The organism is Isoptericola maris (assembly GCF_048065335.1).
Taxonomy (GTDB): domain Bacteria; phylum Actinomycetota; class Actinomycetes; order Actinomycetales; family Cellulomonadaceae; genus Isoptericola; species Isoptericola rhizosphaerae.
In genome coordinates this window covers 117,298-136,246 of the sequence record NZ_JBLUNY010000002.1, presented here as the reverse complement: position 1 = coordinate 136,246, position 18,949 = coordinate 117,298, and the positions used below count along the sequence as shown (strand labels likewise).

Sequence of the window (18,949 nt, the reverse complement as noted above, 5' to 3'; positions counted from 1 at the left end):
GTTCACCATAGCGAAACGGAGAGCAGATGTCACCCGGCGACACCCTGAAGACCCTCGAACAGCACCGTCTCGTGCCCGTCGTCGTGGTCGACGGCGCGGACCAGGGCGTGCGGCTCGCCGAGGCCCTCGTCGCGGGTGGCCTGCCCGTCGCCGAGATCACCCTGCGCACCGCCGGCGGGCTCGACGCCGTCCGCGCCGTCGCGCGCCGCCACCCCGACGTCGTCGTCGGCGCCGGGACCGTCGTCGACGCCACCCAGGTGGACGCCGTCGTCGACGCCGGCGCGCGCTACATCGTCTCGCCCGGCCTGTCGCGCAGCGTCGTCGAGCGCGCCCAGCACCACGGCGTGCCCGTGCTGCCCGGTGTCGCCACGCCGACCGAGATCATGGCGGCGCTCGACCTCGGCGTCGAGACCGTCAAGCTCTTCCCCGCCTCCGTCGTCGGCGGCGCCGCGGCCCTCAAGGCGCTCGCGGCGCCCTTCGGCGACGTGCGGTTCGTCCCGACCGGCGGCATCAGCGCCGCCAACCTCGGTGAGTACCTCGCGCTGCCGTCCGTGCTCGCCGTCGGCGGCTCGTGGATGGTCGCCAAGAACCTGGTCGACGCCGGCGACTGGGCCGAGATCACCCGCCTCACCGCAGAGGCTGTCACCCTCGTGAAGGAGAACTCATGACCAACCCCTCGATCACCACGCGCCCCGCCGCGGACTGCCGCTACGACGTCGTCGCGCTCGGCGAGGTCATGCTCCGCATGGACCCGGGCGACCGCCGCATCCGCACCACCCGCAGCTTCGACGTCTGGGAGGGCGGCGGCGAGTACAACGTCGCCCGGGGGTTGCGCCGCTGCTTCGGGCTGCGGGGCGCCATCGTCACGGCGCTCGCGGACAACGAGGTCGGCCGACTGGTCGAGGACTGCATGCTCACCGGCGGCCTGGACACGTCCTGGGTGCAGTGGCGCGATTTCGACGGCATCGGCCGCGAGGTGCGCAACGGGCTGAACTTCACCGAGCGCGGCTTCGGCGTGCGGGGCGCCGTCGGGGCCAGCGACCGCGGGCACACCGCGATCTCGCAGATGCAGCCCGACGACGTGGACTGGGACGCGCTGTTCTCCTCCGGCGTGCGCTGGCTGCACACGGGCGGCATCTTCGCGGCGCTGTCGGAGTCGGCCGCCGACGTCGCCGAGGCCGCCATGTCCGCCGCCCGCCGGCACGGCACGATCGTCTCCTACGACCTCAACTACCGTCCCTCGCTGTGGAAGGGCATCGGCGGGGTGGAGCGGGCGCGCGAGGTCAACCGCCGCCTCGCGCACCACGTCGACGTGATGATCGGCAACGAGGAGGACTTCACGGCCTCGCTCGGGTTCGAGGTCGAGGGCGTCGACGAGTCGCTGACGGACCTCGACACCGGGGCCTTCCGGGCCATGATCCGCACGGCGGCCGAGGCGTACCCGAACTTCCAGGTGATCGCCACGACGCTGCGCGGCGTGAAGTCCGCCTCCGTCAACGACTGGGGTGCGATCGCGTGGTCGCGCGCCGAGGGCTTCGTCGAGGCGACCCACCGCGCCGACCTGGAGATCTTCGACCGCGTCGGCGGCGGCGACTCGTTCGCCTCGGGCCTGGCGTACGGGCTCCTGGAGCGGGAGTCCCTCGCCGAGGCCGTGGAGTACGGCGCCGCGCACGGCGCGCTCGCCATGACGACCCCCGGGGACACGACGACGGCGACGCTCCCCGAGGTGGCCAAGCTCGCCGCGGGCGGCAGCGCGCGCGTCCAGCGCTGACCCCCTGACCCCCCACCCCTGCGTCAGGGGGTCAGGGGTGGGGGTGCGGTCGACTCCCGGACCACCAGCTCGGTGGCGAGGTTGACCCGGGTGACCGCCGGGGTGCTCCCGGCGGCCAGCTCGAGCACCATGCGGGTCGCCGCGGCCCCCATCTCCGCCAGCGGCTGCCGCACCGTGGTCAGGGCCGGGACGGTCCACTGCGCGAGCGGGAGGTCGTCGTACCCGACCACCGAGACGTCGTCGGGGACCCTCAGGCCGAGCTCCTGCGCGGCGCGCAGCGCGCCGATGGCCTGCATGTCCGAGCCGGCGAAGATGGCCGTCGGCCGGTCCCGGCGGTCGAGCAGGCGTCGCGCGGCGTCGTAGCCGGCCTCCACGTAGAAGTTGCCGGAGTCCACGAGCGAGGGGTCGACGGCGATCCCCGCCGACTCGAGAGCGCTGCGGTAGCCGTCGATGCGGGCCCGGCTGCACAGCATGTCGGACGGCCCGGAGATCGCGGCGACCCGGCGGTGCCCGAGCTCGACGAGGTGGCGCGTCGCCGCGAGCCCCCCGTTCCAGTTGTCGGACCCCACGGTGGGCACGTCCGGCGGGGGCTCGCCGTCGGTGTCGATGACGACGAACGGGATGGACCTGCTCGTCAGCCGCCGCTGCTGCGCCGCGGTGAGCTGGGACGCCACGAGCAGCACGCCGAGCGGGGGCCGGGCCAGGGTGGTCTCCAGCCATGTGCGCGGCGGGCGGTGCCGGCCGCCGAGCTCGGACAGGATCACGCTCGTACGGCCCGCGGCGGCGGTGTCCTCGACGCCGCGGATGATCTCGAGCGACCACGTCGAGCCCAGCCGGTGGAAGACCAGGTCGATGAGCCCCGCCCCCGTCGGGGGGATGCCTGGCCGCCGGCGGCGGTAGCCGTGCCGGTCCAGCGCCTCCTCGACCCGCGCGCGCGTGGCGGAGGCGACGTCGGGCCGCCCGTTGAGCACCTTCGAGACCGTCGGGACCGAGACGCCGACCTCTCGGGCGACCTGGGCGATCGTCGGCGCGGTGCGGGAAGCGGTCATCAGGGCTCTTCTCAGGGTGCGGTTGAACGAAACTTTCGGAGCCATGGTAGCGCCGATGGACTGGCCGACGGCGACCAGAACGCCGTGTCGTGACACGAATGTGACCGCCCGCCACTTGACCGCTCTGGCTGCTCCGCCTAGTGTCACTCGCGTTGACAACGTTTTCAACACCGAAAGTTTTCGGTAGGCATAGGTGCCACAGGGCTCGACGGCCCGCCACGACGACGTGACGAACCAGGAGCAGCACATGACACAAGGGACCGAGGCGGTGCGCACAGCCCCCGCCGTGGTCGTCGACACGACGGAAGATCCGCCGTCGGGCGCAGGGGCACGCCGACGTCGCCGCGAGACCTGGGCCAGTGCGCTGCGCAAGGACTGGCGGCTCTACACGTTCCTCGTCCTGCCGATCGCGTTCCTCCTGCTGTTCCGGTACGTGCCCATGGCAGGCAACGTCATCGCGTTCCGGCGCTTCCGGCCGGGCGGGTCGATCTTCGGCGACGAGTGGGTCGGGTTCCACTACGTCGAGATGTTCCTGAACGACCCCACGTTCTGGCGGGTGTTCACCAACACGGTGATCCTCGGCGCGCTGACCCTCGTCATCGTCTTCCCACTGCCGATCGTCCTGGCGCTCATGCTCAACGAGCTCCGGTCGCGCCGCTTCAAGAAGGCCGTCCAGACGATCAGCTACCTGCCGCACTTCATGTCGATCGTGATCGTCGCCGGGTTCGTCTACGAGCTGACGGCGCTCAACGGCACGATCAACCAGATCATCACGGCCGTGGGCGGCGAGGAGATCTCGTTCATGCAGCGGGCCGACTGGTTCCGCTCCGTCTACGTGGGCTCGGAGATCTGGCAGGTCGTCGGGTTCGGCACGATCCTCTACCTCGCCGCGCTGACCACCATCGACGACCAGCTCTACGAGGCGTCGCGCATCGACGGGGCCAACCGGTGGCAGCAGATCTGGCACATCACGCTGCCCGGCATGCGCCCCACCATCGTGGTGCTGCTCATCCTCAACATCGGCACCTTCCTGGCGGTCGGGTTCGAGAAGGTACTCCTCCTCTACAACCCGCTGACCTACTCGACGGCGGACGTCATCGCCACCTACCTCTACCGCGTGGGCCTGACGAGCGGCAGCTTCTCCTACGCGGCGGCGATCGGCCTCTTCGAGGCCCTCATCGGCCTGACGCTCGTCCTGTCGGCCAACGCCATCTCGAAGCGACTGGTTGGAGCGTCCCTGTGGTGAGCACGACGCCGAGGACACCGGACATCTCGGCGGTCCGGTCGGTCCCGACGACGGTCAAGGACAGCCGTGGTTACACGATCTTCCGCGTGGTCAACGCGGTGCTGCTGGTCCTCGTCTGCCTGGTGACCCTGTACCCGTTCGTGAACCTGATCGCCCAGGCGTTCAGCTCGCAGGGGTACATCGTGGCCGGCGAGGTGAACCTCTGGCCCAAGGGGTTCAACCTGACCACCTTCGAGACGGTGTTCGGCGACGAGCGCTTCTGGACCGGCTACCGCAACACGATCATCCAGACGGTCCTGGCGACCGGGGTCGCGATGGTGCTCACCACCACGATGGCGTACGCGCTGTCGAAGCGGCACCTCAAGGGCAGGTCGTTCTTCATCGGGCTCGTCGTGGTGACGATGTTCTTCAACGGCGGCCTCATCCCGAACTACCTGCTCATCACCAACCTCGGCCTGAAGAACACCATCTGGGCGATCGTGCTGCCCAACGCGATCAGCGCGTTCAACCTGCTGGTCATGAAGTCGTTCTTCGAGAACTTCCCCCAGGACCTGGAGGAAGCGGCGTCGATCGACGGGCTGACCACCTACGGGATCTTCGGGCGCATCGTGCTGCCGCTGTCGAAGGCGGTGGTGGCCACCATGATCTTGTTCTACGCCGTCTCGTTCTGGAACGCGTGGTTCCCGGCGTTCCTCTACCTGAGCGACCCCGGGCTCCAGCCCGTGACGCTCTACCTGCGCAACCTGCTGGCCGGCGCGACCGGCAGCGGCGTGGAGGCGGGGATGGAGACGGTGCAGATCGGCGCCAACATCCAAGCCGTCGCGATGCTGCTGACGGTGCTGCCCATCATCTGCTTCTACCCGTTCATCCAGAAGTACTTCGTGTCGGGCGTGATGCTCGGCTCGGTCAAGGGCTGAGGCCCGCCCCACCGTCGCGAACAACGACGTTCACCACAGGAGGAGACCCATGAGGATCATCCGGAGCAAGATCGTCGCGGGAGGCGCCGTCGTCGCGCTGACCGTCACCCTGACCGCCTGCTCGGGCGGCAGCGAGAACCCCGAGGAGGGAGGCGAGGCCGGCGCGATCGACACGGCCTCACAGATCGGCTACATGGAGGACTTCGCGGCCGGCGACACGTTCGTGGCCACCGAGCCCGTCGAGTTCGGGCTGCTCTACCGCGACCACCCGAACTACCCCTTCAAGGAGGACTGGTCGCTGGTCCAGCACCTCGAGGAGGACAACAACGTCACGTTCGACTACGAGAACGTGCCGCTCGAGGACATGCAGCAGAAGCGCTCGGTGCTCATCGGTTCGGGCGAGGCGCCCGACATCATGCCGGCCACGTACCCGGGCGACGAGATCCAGTTCATCGGCGGTGGCGCGATCCTGCCGATCTCCGACTACGTGCAGTACATGCCCAACTTCCAGCAGAAGGTGGAGGAGTGGGGGCTGACCGAGGAGATCGAGGCGCAGCGCCAGGCCGACGGCAAGTACTACATGATCCCGGGCCTGCACGAGGTCGCCAAGCACCAGTACTCCGTGGCCATCCGCCAGGACCTCTGGGACGACGCGGGGCTCGAGCACCCGAAGACGTGGGACGAGTTCGCCCAGCAGCTCGCCGTCATCGCCGAGGAGAACCCGGACCTCGACCACGCCATGACCGACCGGTGGTCGATCAACGGCCCGATCGAGGCCACGATGAGTGCCGCCGCGCCGAACTTCGGGACCGTGGCCGGATGGGGCTACGGGCTCGGCCTGCAGTGGGACGCCGAGGCCGGCGCCTACGAGTACGCCGGCGCCTCCGACGAGTACCGGTCGCTGGTCGAGTACTTCGCCGACCTGGTGGCGGACGGCCTCCTGGACCCCGAGGCGCTGACGCAGGACGACGACCAGGCCAAGGAGAAGTTCGCCTCCGGTCAGGCCGCGGCGATCGGCTCCAACGACCAGGTGCTGCTCGAGTACCGCGACGCCTTCGCCGAGACCGGTGACGACGACGCCGAGATCAAGCAGATCGTCGTCCCCGGCGGTCCGGCCGGCGACAACATCCCGGGCGGCACGCGCCGCGAGTCCGGCCTGATGTTCTCCGCGCAGGCCGCCGAGCAGGACGACTTCCTCGCGATGCTGCAGTTCGTCGACTGGCTCTACTACTCCGACGAGGGCCTCGAGTTCGCCAAGTGGGGCGTCGAGGGCGAGACGTTCGAGCGTGAGGGTGACGAGCGCGTCCTGGTCGACGAGGTCGGCTGGGGCGAGCTGAACCCGGACGCCCCCCAGCTCCTCAACGCCGACTTCGGCTACTACAACGGCGTCTGGTCGATCGCCCACGGCTCCACCGAAGACCTCGACAAGTCGATGATGAGCGACGAGGTCATCGAGTTCATGGACGGGATGAACGCGGTCAAGGAAGAGCTGCCGATCCCGCCGACCGTCCAGTACGACGAGATGGAGCAGGAGCAGGCCGGCCTGCAGCAGACCACCCTGCAGGACGTCGTCATGCAGAACACCGCCCAGTTCATGCTCGGTGACCGCCCGATGTCCGAGTGGGACGCGTACGTCGCCGAGCTCGAGGGCGCCGGCATGACCGACTACGTCGACCGCGCCAACGCTGCCGCCGGCGTCGGCGACTGACTACCCGAAGGAGCCCCGTGCCTCGCCTCACCGTGCCCGCCGAACCCGTAGGAGAGCTCAGCGACGCCTGGCGGTCCTGCGTCGGCACGGGCCGCTTCAACCTCGCGCTGCGCCAGGACGTCCAGGAGTCCCTGGCCCTGGTGCAGCGCGAGATCGGCTTCCGGTACGTCCGGGGCCACGGCCTGCTCTCCGACGACGTCGGGGTGCACCGGCCGTACGACGTCGCCGGCCACACCGCGACACGCTACGCGTTCACCTACGTCGACCAGATCGTCGACGCCTACCTCCGGCTCGGGATCAAGCCGTTCATCGAGCTGGGTTTCATGCCGACCGGCCTGGCGTCCGGCGACCAGACGGTGTTCTGGTGGCGGGGCAACGTGACCCCGCCCCGGGACCACCGCGAGTGGGCGGCGCTGGTGCGTGCCGTCGTCGGCCACCTCGTGGACCGCTACGGGTTGGACGAGGTGCGCACCTGGCCGATCGAGGTGTGGAACGAGCCCAACCTGACGCACTTCTGGCAGGGCGCCGACCGGGACGCCTACCTGCGGCTCTACGAGGTGACGGCGCACGCCGTCAAGGACGTGGACGCCTCGCTGCAGGTGGGCGGCCCGGCCCTCTCCCCGGGTGCGGACGACTGGTGGGAGCCGTTCGCCGAGTTCGTCCTGGCGCGCGACGTGCCGTGCGACTTCGTCTCGGTGCACGCCTACACGTCCGGCCAGGCGCAGCACGTGCCGTTCGGCGTCTACCAGACCGTCCGTGAGCCGCAGCGCCTGCTGGAGCAGTTCGCCCGCCCCAAGGAGCTGCTCGCCGGGACGCCCCTGGCGGACCTGCCGATGCACGTCACCGAGTTCAACACCTCCTACCGGCCGGACAACCCGGTGCACGACACGGCGTACAACGCCGCGTACCTCGCGCCCGTGCTCGCGGCGGGCGGCGACCTGGTCGACTCGTTCTCCTACTGGACGTTCAGCGACACCTTCGAGGAGGAGGGCGTGCCGACGTCGCTGTTCCACGGCGGCTTCGGCATGGTCACCCACCGGCAGGTCCGCAAGCCGACGTTCCACGTCTACGCCTTCATGGCGCGGATGGGACGGCACGTCCTCTCGCGCGGTGCCGACCACCTGGTCACGCGCGACGACGCCGGACGCGTCACGGTGCTCGCCTGGCAGCCGGTGGGCGGCACGGACGACCCGGTCGAGCCCGAGCGCCACGAGCTGCGGCTCTCGGTCCCGGTGCCGGGGTCCCGCACGGTGTACGCGCACCGGTCGGTGGTCAACGAGACCGAGGGGAACGCCTGGGCGGCGTGGCGGGAGATGGGCCGGCCGGCATCCCCGCGTCCCCGGCAGCTCGAAGCCCTGTACGAGGCCGCCGGGCCGGCGCGCAGCCACCGGTCCCTCGAGGCGGTCGACGGGCGGGTCGCCCTCGACCTGACCCTGGGGCGCCACGAGGTCACCCTCGTGGAGCTGGACGCCGTGCACGACGAGACCCCGCCGTGGCTCGACGACTCCCGGATCCTGGGCCGGGGGCCGTACGGTACGTGATGTGACGACCTCAGACGCGCCGGTCCCCGGCGACCACGACCACGGGCCCGCCGGCCGGGCGACGTCGACGGTGTACCGGCTGCTGGTGGTCGGGCTGCTCCTGGCGATCAGCGTGTCGCCGACGGTCGTGCTGCTCTTCCTCATCGCGCCGGACCCGTCGAACGTGCCGCTGGCCGTCGGCTCGGCGGTGTTCGTCGGGCCGGCACTCTCCGCGGCGCTCTTCGCCCTCGGGGCCAAGGCCCGAGACGACGGCCTGACCCCCGGCCCGGCGTTCGTCAAGGGGTACCGGATGAACCTCGGCGACGTGCTGAAGGTGTGGGTGCCGGGACTCCTCGCGCTCGCGGTGCTGTCCTGGACGACCGTGAACATCGCCGTGGCCGGCGTGCCGGTCTGGTGGGCCGGGATCCTCATCGGCCTCGCCGTCATCCTGCTGCTCTGGATGGTCCAGGCCACCGTCATCGCGTCGTTCTTCAGCTTCCGCGGCCGTGACACCGCGCGGCTCGCGCTGTACTTCCTCGGCCGCCTGCCGCGCGTGACCCTGGCGGTGGTGTCCGCCGTCGTGCTCGCCGGTGCGGTCGTGTTCCTGACCGCACCGGCGGTGCTCGCGGCGTTCGGCGTGCTCCTCGTGGCGCTGCTGCTGCGCTGGGAGAAGCCGCTGCTCGCCGAGGTGCGACTGCGGTTCGTCGAGTCCCCGTGAGCCTCTCCCAGGACCCGCTCTGGCCGCGCGCCGGAGGCTGGCCCGCGCCCGGTCCCGGTCCCGCTGACGTCGCGCTGCTGGGGATCGGCACCTGGCGTACCTCCCTGTCCCCGACGGGTGCGCACGCGACGCCCGCCGCCGTGCGCGAGGCGCTGCGCCGGTACAGCCCGGCGCTGAGGCATCCCGACCCGCGCCGGGTGCTCGACGGCGGCGGCACGGTCGACCTGGGCGCTCTCGCCGTCGTCGACCACGGCGACGTGCCCGACCCCGACGGACCGGCAGGGGAGGAACGGGCGCGCGCCGCCGTCGCCGAGGCCGTGCGTGGTGCCCGGTTGCTGGTCGCGCTCGGCGGGGACAACGCGCTGACGGTGCCCGCGGCGCTCGGATCCTGGGGACGGGAGATCGGGACGGCCGGGCTCGTCACGCTCGACGCGCACCACGACCTGCGCGACGGCGTCTCGAACGGTTCCCCGGTGCGGCGGCTGATCGAGGCGGGCCTCGACCCGGCGCGGGTCGTGCAGATCGGGATCGCGGACTTCGCGAACTCAGCGGCGTACGGGCGGCGGGCGCACGAGCTGGGGATCCGGGTCGTGTCGCTCGACGAGCTGCGGTCCCGAGGGGTCGCGGCTGTGGTGGCCGAGGCGTTGGAGGTCGCCGGGGCCGCGAGCGGGCCCGTGCACCTGGACGTCGACGTCGACGTCTGCGACCGGTCCGTCGCCCCGGGGTGCCCGGCGAGCGTCCCGGGCGGGATCGCGGCTCACGAGCTCCGTGCGCTCGTGCGGGGGCTCGTGCAGGGCCGGGGCGTGCGCTCGGTGGACGTCGCCGAGGTGGACGCCACGGCCGACGCCCCCGACGGCCGGACGGTGCGGCTCGCCGCGCTGTGCGTGCTGGAGGCGCTCGCGGGTCTCGCGCTGCGCACCGGGTAGCCCTACCTCGACGGGTGGAGCTCGCGTCCTTCCTTCCAGACGTGGGACACCAGCGGCACGCCCGGCCGGTAGGCGAGGTAGGTCCGCGACGGCGCGTCCAGCACCACGAGATCGGCCCGCGCGCCCGGGCTGAGCCGGCCGACGTCGGAGCGCCGCAACGCTGCCGCCCCGCCCGCCGTCGCGGCCCGCACGGCCTCGGCGACGGTCATCCCCGTCTCCTGCACCGCGAGCGCCACCATGAGAGGCATCGAGCTCGTGTAGGACGAGCCGGGGTTGCAGTCGCTCGCGAGCGCTACGACGACGCCGGCGTCGAGCAGCCGGCGCGCATCCGGGTAGGGCTGCCTGGTCGAGAGCTCGACGCCCGGCAGCAGCGTCGCCACGGTTCCCGTGCCGGGGACCGCCGAGGTCCACGAGGACGCGAGTGCCGCGACGTCGTCGTCCGACAGGTACGTGCAGTGGTCCACCGAGGCTGCGCCGAGCGAGACAGCGAGCTGCACGCCGTCGCCGGGGCCGAGCTGGTTGGCGTGGACACGCACGCCCAGCCCCGCGGCGGCACCGGCCGTGAGCACCCGCCGCGCCTGGTCGGGTGTGAAGGCTCCCGTCTCGCAGAAGACGTCGACCCACCGCGCGGCCGGCGCGCACGCGGCGAGCATCTCGCCGCACACGAGTTCGACGTACTCGTCCTCGCGCCCCTGGAGCTCGGGAGGGACCACGTGCGCCCCGAGGAAGGTCACCTCGTCGGTCACCTCCCGCGCGAGCCGCACGGAGCGTTCCTCGTCGGCCACGGTCAGCCCGTAGCCGCTCTTGATCTCGAGGGTCGTCGTGCCCTGGGCGGCGGCCTCGGCGACGTGCCGCGCCAGTCCGGCGCGCAGCGCGTCGTCCGACGCCGCTCGTGTGGCGGTGACGGTGGTGCGGATCCCACCGGCCGTGTAGGGGCGACCGGCCGCGCGCGCCTCGAACTCGGCCGCGCGGTCCCCGGCGAACACCAGGTGCGTGTGCGAGTCCACGAACCCGGGGATCACGGCCCGCCGGCCGACGTCGACCGTCCGGTCGGGCGCCCGCCCGATCGCCGCCTCGACCCCGGCCGCGGCGTCGGCCTCCCGTCCCACCCACGCGACACGGTCTCCGTCGAGGAGGATCGCGGCGTCGCGCACGACGGCGGTGGGGTCGTCCGGGCCGTCGGCGCCGGCCACGCCCGGCACGTTGGTCGTCAGCTCGCCGATGCCGAACAGCAGCGTCGCCCCGTGCTCGTGGTGCTCGACCTCGTGCATCATGCCTCCCGGCCGGGCACGCGCAGCCCGCCGCGCCCGGCGGCGGCCACGGCGCCGTCGTACCCGGCGTCGACGTGCCGCAGGACGCCGAGCGCCGGGTCGTTGGACAGCACGCGCTCGAGCTTCTGCCCGGCGAGCGGCGTGCCGTCCGCGACCGAGACCTGCCCGGCGTGGATCGACCGACCCATGCCGACGCCGCCGCCCTGGTGCAGCGACACCCAGGTGGCCCCCGAGGACGCCGCGGTGAGCGCGTTGAGGAGCGGCCAGTCGGCGATCGCGTCGGAGCCGTCGGCCATGCCCTCGGTCTCGCGGTACGGCGACGCGACGGACCCGGCGTCCAGGTGGTCCCGCCCGATCACGACGGGCGCACGGACCTCGCCGGAGGCGACCAGCTCGTTGAACGCGAGCCCGGCGCGGTCGCGCTCCCCGTGCCCGAGCCAGCAGATGCGCGCCGGCAAGCCCTGGAACGCGACCCGGTCCTGTGCGGCGCGGATCCAGCGGTGCAGGTGGTCGTCGTCGGGGAAGAGCCGCAGCACGGCGTCGTCCGTGGCCGCGATGTCCCGCGGGTCACCGGACAGCGCGGCCCACCGGAACGGTCCCTTGCCCTGGGCGAAGAGCGGCCGGATGTACGCGGGGACGAAGCCGGGGACGTCGAAGGCCCGGTCGAACCCGCCGCGGCGTGCCTCGTCGCGGATCGAGTTGCCGTAGTCGAACACCTCGGCGCCCGCGTCGAGGAACCCGACCATGCCCTCGACGTGCCGGGCCATCGACTCGCGCGCCCGGTCGGTGAGCTCCTCCGGCTTCGCGGCGGCGTAGTCGACCCACTCGTCCACGCAGACCCCGAGCGGGAGGTAGGACAGCGGGTCGTGCGCCGAGGTCTGGTCGGTCACGACGTCCACCTCGATGCCGCGTCGTAGCAGCTCGGGCACCACGTGCGCGCTGTTGCCGACCACGCCGACGGACAGGGCACGGCGCTCGCGTCGGGCGGACTCGACCCGCCGGACGGCGTCGTCCAGGTCGTCCGCGACCTCGTCGAGATACCGTTCGCGCACGCGCCGCTCGAGGCGCGCGTGGTCGACGTCGACCACGAGGCACACGCCGCCGTTGAGCGTCACCGCGAGCGGCTGCGCGCCGCCCATGCCGCCGCACCCGCCCGTCAGGGTGAGGGTCCCGGCCAGCGTGCCGCCGAACCTCTTGGCCGCGACGGCCGCGAGCGTCTCGTAGGTTCCCTGCAGGATGCCCTGCGCGCCGATGTAGATCCATGATCCGGCCGTCATCTGCCCGTACATCGTCAGGCCCATGGCCTCGAGACGTCGGAACTCGGGCCACGTCGCCCAGTCGCCCACGAGGTTCGAGTTCGCGAGGAGCACGCGTGGCGCCCACTCGTGCGTGCGGAGCACCCCGACGGGCTTGCCGGACTGCACGAGCAGCGTCTCGTCGTCGCGCAGGTCGGTGAGCGTGCGCACGATCGCGTGGTAGCTCGGCCAGTCGCGTGCGGCACGGCCGGTGCCGCCGTAGACGACGAGGTCGTCCGGCCGCTCCGCCACCTCCGGGTCCAGGTTGTTCATGAGCATGCGCAGCGGCGCCTCGGTCTGCCAGCTGCGCGCGGTGAGCGTGGTCCCGCGCCGGGCGCGGACCGGGACGGGAGTGCCGCGGTCGAAAGACATCGTCGTCTCCTTCGGTGTGGGGTCAGCGGAGCGGGCCGACGGCGGCGCTCGCGGCGGCGGCCACGTCGCCGCCCACGACGAGCCGGGTCACGGCGTCGATCTCGGGGGCGAGGAAGCGGTCCGGTCCAGGTCCGGCGACAGCGGTGCGCAGCAGGTCGCGCACCGCGCCGGTGCCGGCGGCAGGCTCGAGGCCGCCGGTGCAGCGCAGGTCGAGAGCACGGGTGGCGGTGAGCAGCTCGATCGCGAGCACGCGCCCGAGCCCGTCGACGGCGCGGCGCAGCTTGCGCGCGGCGGCCCAGCCCATGGACACGTGGTCCTCCTGCATCGCCGAGGACGGGATCGAGTCCACGCTGGCGGGTGCCGCCAGCCGCTTGAGCTCGCTGACGATCCCCGCGGCCGTGTACTGGGCGATCATCAGGCCGGAGTCCACGCCGGGGTCGTCGGCGAGGAACGGCGGCAGGCCCTCGCTGCGCGCCACGTCGAGGAACCTGTCGGTGCGTCGCTCGCTCATCGACGCGACGTCGGCGACCGCGACGGCGAGGAAGTCGAGCACGTAAGCGACAGGCGCCCCGTGGAAGTTGCCGTTGGACTCGACGCGGCCGTCGACGGTGACGACCGGGTTGTCGATGGCGGAGGCCAGCTCGCGGTCGGCGACGGCGGCGGCGTGGTGGAGCGTGTCCCGTGCGGCCCCGTGCACCTGCGGCGCGCAGCGCAGCGAGTAGGCGTCCTGCACGCGCGTGCACTCCGGCCGGCCCGCCGCGTCGAGGGTGCGGTGGCTGGCGACGACGGGGGACCCGTCGAGCAGCGCCCGCAGGTTCGTCGCCGACGCTACCTGGCCGGGGTGCGGGCGCATCGCCACCAGGTCTGCGGCGTAGGCGGCGTCGGAGCCGAGCAGCGACTCGACGCTGGCGGCCGCGGCGACGTCCGCGGTGGTGAGCAGGAGGCGCAGGTCCGCGACGGCCAGGCACAGCATGCCGAGCATGCCGTCGGTGCCGTTGATGAGGGCCAGGCCCTCCTTCTCGCGCAGCACCAGGGGCTCCACGCCTGCCTCGGCGAGCGCGTCGAGCGCCGGGCGGGTGCCGCCGTCGGCGTCGTGGACGGTGCCTTCCCCGAGTGCGGCGAGCGCCACGTGGGCCAGCGGCGCGAGGTCGCCGGAACAGCCCAGGGAGCCGAACTCGTGGACGATCGGCGTGATCTGCGCCTCGAGCATGGCGGCGTACGTCTCGGCGACCACGGGGCGCGCGCCGGTGCGGCCGGTCGCCAGGGTGTTCAGCCGCAGGAGCTGCAGCGCGCGCACCACCTCGCGCTCCACCTCGGGGCCGGTCCCTGCCGCGTGGGAGCGGACCAGGCTGAGCTGGAGACGTGCACGCTGCGAGGCGGGGACGTGTCGACGGGCCAGCGCTCCGAACCCGGTGGTGACGCCGTAGTGCGGGCGGTCGTCGGCGGCGAGGTCCTCGATGACGGCGCGGCCTGCGGCCATCGCCGCCCGGGCCCGGTCGGCGACGCGGACGGGCGTGTCGTGCCGGGCGACGGCGACGACGTCGTCGACGGTCAGGGGGTCGCCGGTGATCGAGACGGCGGCCGTGCCGTCGGCGTGGCCGGCCGGTGGGGCCAGGGTGTCGGTCATACGCCCAGGACACCTCATGGGCAGCGGGCTGGACAGACGCTGCGCGGCGGTTGAGTCTGGGATCCCAGACAACGGGAGGCAAGGATGGGTGACGTCCCCGCCGCGCGCAGCGTGCTGCGTGTGCTCGGCTACCTCGCGGCGCAGGCCGGACCCTCGCCGGCGGCCGCCGTGGCGCACCACCTCGGCCTGCCCCGCTCGACCGTCTACCACCTGCTGTCCGTGCTGGCGGACGAGGGCTACGTCGTCCACCTGCCCGAGGACCACCGGTACGGGCTCGGCACGGCCACGTTGTCGCTGGGGTCGGCCTACGCCCGGCAGGCGCCGCTCGCGCGGCTCGCCCGCCCCGTGGTCGCGCACCTCGTCGAGTCCACCCGCGAGAGTGCCCACCTCGCGGTGCTCCACGGTCGCGAGGTGCTCTACCTCGTCGAGCAGCGCGCGCCGCACCGCCCCAGCCTCGTCTCCGACGTCGACGTCCGGCTGCCCGCGCACCTGACGGCCAGCGGTCGGGCCGTGCTCGCCCGGCTGCCCGCCGCGCAGGTCCGTGCCCTCTTCCCGAGCGCCTCGATCCTGACCGACCGGACCGGCGTCGGGCCGCGCACGCTGCAGGCCCTGCGCGCGGTGCTGCGCGACGCGCGCCGCCGAGGTCACGCCGTCGAGGACGGCGAGGTCACCGACGGACTGTCCTCGGTGGCGCACCCGGTGGTGGACCACACGGGGTACCCGGTCGCCGGGATCGCGCTCACGTTCCGGTCCGACGACGTCACGGGAGCCCGGCGCGAGGCGCTCGCGGCCGCCGTCGGGCGGGCGGCGGCGCAGGTCTCGCGTCGGCTCGGGGCCTCGGGCTGACGCCCGGCGGTCAGTAGATCGTCCGGCCGCGGAGGTCGCCGATCCCCGACTTGCGCAGGAAGTACGTGTTGACCTGGTCGCGCCACTCGACGGCCGAGGCGAGCTGCTCCGCCAGCCGGTCGCGCACCCGCTGCGCGACGTCGTCGGTCACCAGGGGGGCGACCTCCTCCCAGCGCTCGACCATGGCGCGCACGCGCTCGACGCCCTCGAAGTGGGTGTCGTAGACGTGCTGGACCACCGTGGTGCCGCTGTGCAGCACGTGGGTGTACGGCACGTGGTGGAAGAACAGCAGCAGCTCGTCGGGACAGGTCTCGCGCGACTCGTAGACGTCCCGCCACGGCGCGGGGTACTGGCCGGTGTACCCCGTGCCGGTCGCGCGGGTGCGGTCCACCCCGATGCCGTCGCGGTCGGCGAAGTGGTACGTGCCCCACGGCGTGTACTCGTACCCGTCCACGTCCGGGCCGTAGTGGTGGCCAGGGCGCACCATGAACCCGACGCCGAGCGGAGCGGTGTACAGCTCGTAGGTGCGCCACGACGTGTCGAGGATCGCGTGGATCGCCTCGCGCAGCTGGGTGGGCGCGTCCGGGAAGGTCAGCGTGATCCACTCGTCGAGGACGGCGGTGGCATCGAGCGTCGGGTCCCAGGTCAACCGCCCGTAGGCGTACAGGTTGGCCTGGGCCAGGGGGTGACCGGTCCAGAACCGGTCGTCGCCGACGTTCGACACGGCGGCGAACCCGCCCGAGGGCGCGACGACGTCGGCCACGGTCACGCCGCCGTCGCCCCACGGGCGCCAGCGCAGGATCTCGCTCCACGCCGGGCCGAGGTAGACCGCATGGCGCTGCTGGCCCGTGTACTCCTGGGTGACCTGCAGCTCGAGCGCGACCCGGGTGCGCGGCATCGCGGCGAGCACGGGGGAGACGGGCTCGCGCACCTGGAAGTCGAGGGGGCCGTGCTTGACCTGGACCACCACGTTCTCGGCGAACCGGCCGTCGAGCGGGGCGAAGTGGTCGTGGGCGGCGCGGGCGCGGTCCGTGGACCGGTCCCGCCAGTCCTGGGTGTGGTTGTAGACGAACGCCCGCCAGTGCACCAGACCGCCGTGCGGGGCGACCGCCTCGGCGAGCATGTTCGCACCGTCGGCGTGGTCGCGACCGTAGGCGAACGGTCCCGGCTGGCCCTCGGAGTCGGCCTTGACGACGAACCCGCCGAAGTCCGGCACCGCCGCCCAGATGCCGTCCGCGGCGTCACGCCACCAGGTCCGGACGTCCTCGTCCAGCGGGTCCGACGTCGTCAGGCCGCCCAGGGTCATCGGTGCCGCGAAGCTCACGGCCAGGTGGACGCGCACGCCGTACGGGCGCAGCGCGGCGGCGAGGCGGGCCACCTCGTCCCGGTCCTCGGTGAGCAGCCGGGCCTCGCGGGCGTGGACGTTGACGTTGTTGAGGCACACGCGGTCGATGCCGACGGCCGCAAGCAGCCGGGCGTACGCGGTGACGCGCGTCAGGTCGGTGCGGACGTGGCCGGCCTCGTAGAAGATCGAGCCGCCCGCGTACCCGCGCTCGACCTGGCCCATGACGGGATGGACGTCGACGTTGTCCCAGTGGTCGAGGACCTGCAGGGCGCTCGCGGGCGCGTGGTGCTCGACGTCCGGGTCGCCCGGCCCGCCCGTGAACGCCGGCTCGCCGAGGCGCACCACGTGGAACCAGCCGTGCAGCAGCGCGGTCGGGTCGGCCGCGGTGACGGTGACCCGGCCCGCGGTGCGCTCGCGCCGGCCCCCGGGCGCGGCCGAGGCGGACAGCCGCCCCCGGGGGGGGGGGGGGGGGGCGGGCCCGCCGACGGCACCTGCGTGGGTGGTGGTAGCCCGGTCGAGCTCGGCCCGCAGCGCGGCGAGCACCTCGGACCCGGCCGGGGTGCCGCCGTCGTCCCCCTGTGCACCGGGTGACCGGAGGGCGAGGCGACGGCTGCCGACGGGCCGGAACGCGGCGTCGGGCAACCAGGCCGGGTGGACGACGGGCCGGCCAGTGGTGGCGGGCATGGGGCTCTCCTTCGAGCGAGGGCGTCAGGCGTACCGTTGTGGGCGCGATTTCTGGGCTCGAGACCAGGACGAAACGGACGAGACGGGCCAGAGATCGCGCCCACAACCCTCAGCGGGGGGCGGGGTAGGCGGCCAGGGGGAGGCGGTAGGCGAGGTCGACGGCGGTCTGGGCCGCCTCGTCCAGCTCCAGCCGGTGCTCGGCAACGAGCCGGCCGAGGTACCCCGCGTCCACCCGGCGGGCGAGGTCGTGGCGGGCCGGGATGGAGCAGAACGCACGGGTGTCGTCCACGAACCCGCTCAGGTTGTCGAAGCCCGCCGTCTCGGTCGCCGCCTCGCGGAACCGGCGCATCGCGTCCGGGGAGTCGAGGAACCACCACGGGGCGCCGAGCCGCAGCGCGGGATAGACCCCCGCCAACGGGGCGAGCTCGCGCGAGTACACGTCCTCGTCCACCGTGAACGCGATCATCCGGAAGCCTGGGTGGTGCCCGAACGCGTCGAGCACCGGCCGCAGCGACCGCGTGAACTCCGTGACGACCGGGATGTCGTACCCCTTGTCCGGGCCGAACGCCGCGAAGGGCGCCGACGCGTGGTTGCGCAGGACGCCGGGGTGCAGCTGCATGACCAGACCGTCCTCGGCGGACATCGCCGCCATCTGGAACAGCATGTGCCCGCTGAACGCGCGGGCCTCCGCGGCCGTGACCGTCCCGGCCAGCGCGGCGTCGAACACCCGGCGCGCCTCGGCGTCGTCCAACGGGGTGGTGTCGGCGTAGAGGTGGCCGTGGTCGGTGGCCCGTGCGCCCGCCTCGATGAACTGCTGGCGCCGCGCGCGCAGGACCGTCAGGAAGTCGTCGTAGCCGTCGATCTCGTGGTCGGCGGAACGGGCCAGCAGGACGATCTCGTCGCGCCACGTGGGGCGGTCGACGTGCAGCAGCGGGTCGGGGCGGAACGTCGGGAGCACGCGCTCGCCGAAGCCGTCCTTCGCCAGGCGCCGGTGGTCCTCCAGGGGGGCCCACGCGGCGTCGGTCGTCGCGATGACCTCGATGTTGAACTCGTCGAGGAGCGCGCGCGGACGGAAGCTCGGCTCGGCGATCCGGGCGGCGACCTGGTCGTAGATCGCGTCGGCCGTCGCGGCCGAGGGGCGCTGGGTGACGCCGAAGATCTCCACGAACGCGTGCTCGAGCCAGTACCGCGTGGGGGTGCCGCGGAAGTGCTGCCAGCCGGCGCAGAACCGCCGCCAGATCTCACGAGGGTCGGTCTCCGCCGCCTCCGTGCCCGTGGAGCCGACCCCGAGCCGCGGCAGCGTCTCGCCCTGGGAGACCAGCATGCGCGTGAGGTAGTGGTCGGGGACGACGAAGAGCTGCGCGGGGTCACCGAACGACGAGTCCTGCGCGAACCACTCGACCGGGACGTGACCGTGCATCGACACGATCGGCAGGTCCCTCGTGGCCGCGTAGATCTCGCGGGCGATGCCCCGCGTGGTCGGGTCTGCGGGCAAAGCCCGGTCGGGGTGCAGGGTCCACGGGTCGCTCACGTGCGCCTCCTCGTCGAGAATGTGACAACGTTTGCATGTTACGCGGTCGAGGATCGCGACGCCACGATCGCGACGCGCTAGGGTGGCCCGGAACGGCCGCTGCAAACGTTCGCAGCGCATCGA

The 18,949-nt window shown here is 72.8% G+C and carries 15 protein-coding genes; 9 read left to right on the top strand and 6 right to left on the bottom strand.

What is annotated here, in order from left to right:
- Nucleotides 1-26 precede the first annotated feature (26 nt).
- Nucleotides 27-668, top strand: a complete 642-nt coding sequence (gene eda, locus ACH5HR_RS04760; RefSeq protein ID WP_416476527.1) for a bifunctional 4-hydroxy-2-oxoglutarate aldolase/2-dehydro-3-deoxy-phosphogluconate aldolase — start codon at nt 27-29, stop codon at nt 666-668.
- On the top strand, nt 665-1,771 hold the full coding sequence (locus ACH5HR_RS04755) for a sugar kinase (RefSeq protein ID WP_402373874.1): 1,107 nt from the start codon (nt 665-667) through the stop codon (nt 1,769-1,771). Before eda ends, ACH5HR_RS04755 begins: the two co-directional genes overlap by 4 nt.
- 23 nt (nt 1,772-1,794) lie before the next feature.
- On the opposite strand, the gene ACH5HR_RS04750 is transcribed toward ACH5HR_RS04755, so the two are convergent.
- Nucleotides 1,795-2,820 carry a LacI family DNA-binding transcriptional regulator gene (locus ACH5HR_RS04750; RefSeq protein ID WP_416476526.1) on the bottom strand — a complete coding sequence of 342 codons (1,026 nt, stop codon included), beginning with the start codon at nt 2,818-2,820 and terminating at the stop codon, nt 1,795-1,797.
- A 247-nt stretch (nt 2,821-3,067) separates the two neighbouring features.
- Here ACH5HR_RS04750 and ACH5HR_RS04745 point away from each other — a divergent pair, with 247 nt between their 5' ends.
- The 6 genes from ACH5HR_RS04745 to ACH5HR_RS04720 are packed head-to-tail and all read left to right on the top strand — an operon-like array spanning nt 3,068 to nt 9,855.
- Nucleotides 3,068-4,066 (top strand): ABC transporter permease, encoded by a 999-nt coding sequence (locus ACH5HR_RS04745; RefSeq protein ID WP_402373880.1) that lies wholly within the window; start codon nt 3,068-3,070, stop codon nt 4,064-4,066.
- Nucleotides 4,060-4,983, top strand: coding sequence for a carbohydrate ABC transporter permease (locus tag ACH5HR_RS04740; RefSeq protein WP_402373883.1), 924 nt, complete (start codon nt 4,060-4,062; stop codon nt 4,981-4,983). Before ACH5HR_RS04745 ends, ACH5HR_RS04740 begins: the two co-directional genes overlap by 7 nt.
- A 49-nt stretch (nt 4,984-5,032) precedes the next feature.
- Nucleotides 5,033-6,691, top strand: coding sequence for an ABC transporter substrate-binding protein (locus ACH5HR_RS04735; protein ID WP_416476524.1), 1,659 nt, complete (start codon nt 5,033-5,035; stop codon nt 6,689-6,691).
- A 17-nt stretch (nt 6,692-6,708) separates the two neighbouring features.
- Nucleotides 6,709-8,232: a GH39 family glycosyl hydrolase gene (locus tag ACH5HR_RS04730; protein WP_416476523.1), complete on the top strand. Its 1,524-nt coding sequence runs from the start codon at nt 6,709-6,711 to the stop codon at nt 8,230-8,232.
- Between the two features lies 1 nt (nt 8,233).
- Nucleotides 8,234-8,929 carry a glycosyltransferase gene (locus ACH5HR_RS04725; RefSeq protein ID WP_402373891.1) on the top strand — a complete coding sequence of 232 codons (696 nt, stop codon included), beginning with the start codon at nt 8,234-8,236 and terminating at the stop codon, nt 8,927-8,929.
- Nucleotides 8,926-9,855: an arginase family protein gene (locus ACH5HR_RS04720; RefSeq protein ID WP_416476521.1), complete on the top strand. Its 930-nt coding sequence runs from the start codon at nt 8,926-8,928 to the stop codon at nt 9,853-9,855. Before ACH5HR_RS04725 ends, ACH5HR_RS04720 begins: the two co-directional genes overlap by 4 nt.
- A gap of 2 nt (nt 9,856-9,857) precedes the next feature.
- On the opposite strand, the gene hutI is transcribed toward ACH5HR_RS04720, so the two are convergent.
- From hutI to hutH, 3 genes are read right to left on the bottom strand one after another with little or no spacing between them, the layout of a single operon-like run.
- Entirely contained in the window at nt 9,858-11,126 is a 1,269-nt protein-coding gene (gene hutI / locus ACH5HR_RS04715; protein WP_416476519.1) for an imidazolonepropionase, read from the bottom strand.
- Entirely contained in the window at nt 11,126-12,793 is a 1,668-nt protein-coding gene (hutU, locus tag ACH5HR_RS04710) for a urocanate hydratase (protein ID WP_416476518.1), read from the bottom strand. Before hutU ends, hutI begins: the two co-directional genes overlap by 1 nt.
- A 22-nt stretch (nt 12,794-12,815) precedes the next feature.
- Complete coding sequence (gene hutH / locus ACH5HR_RS04705) at nt 12,816-14,420, bottom strand: histidine ammonia-lyase (protein WP_416476516.1); 1,605 nt, start codon at nt 14,418-14,420, stop codon at nt 12,816-12,818.
- A gap of 84 nt (nt 14,421-14,504) precedes the next feature.
- Here hutH and ACH5HR_RS04700 point away from each other — a divergent pair, with 84 nt between their 5' ends.
- Nucleotides 14,505-15,266, top strand: coding sequence for an IclR family transcriptional regulator (locus ACH5HR_RS04700; protein ID WP_416476515.1), 762 nt, complete (start codon nt 14,505-14,507; stop codon nt 15,264-15,266).
- 10 nt (nt 15,267-15,276) lie between these two features.
- Here ACH5HR_RS04700 and ACH5HR_RS04695 read toward each other — a convergent pair whose 3' ends face one another.
- The gene (locus ACH5HR_RS04695; protein ID WP_416476513.1) at nt 15,277-17,295 is read right to left on the bottom strand and encodes an alpha-glucuronidase; all 2,019 of its coding nucleotides are present in this window, start codon (nt 17,293-17,295) and stop codon (nt 15,277-15,279) included.
- Between the two features lie 109 nt (nt 17,296-17,404).
- On the bottom strand, nt 17,405-18,826 hold the full coding sequence (gene uxaC, locus ACH5HR_RS04690) for a glucuronate isomerase (RefSeq protein ID WP_402373909.1): 1,422 nt from the start codon (nt 18,824-18,826) through the stop codon (nt 17,405-17,407).
- Nucleotides 18,827-18,949 lie beyond the last annotated feature (123 nt).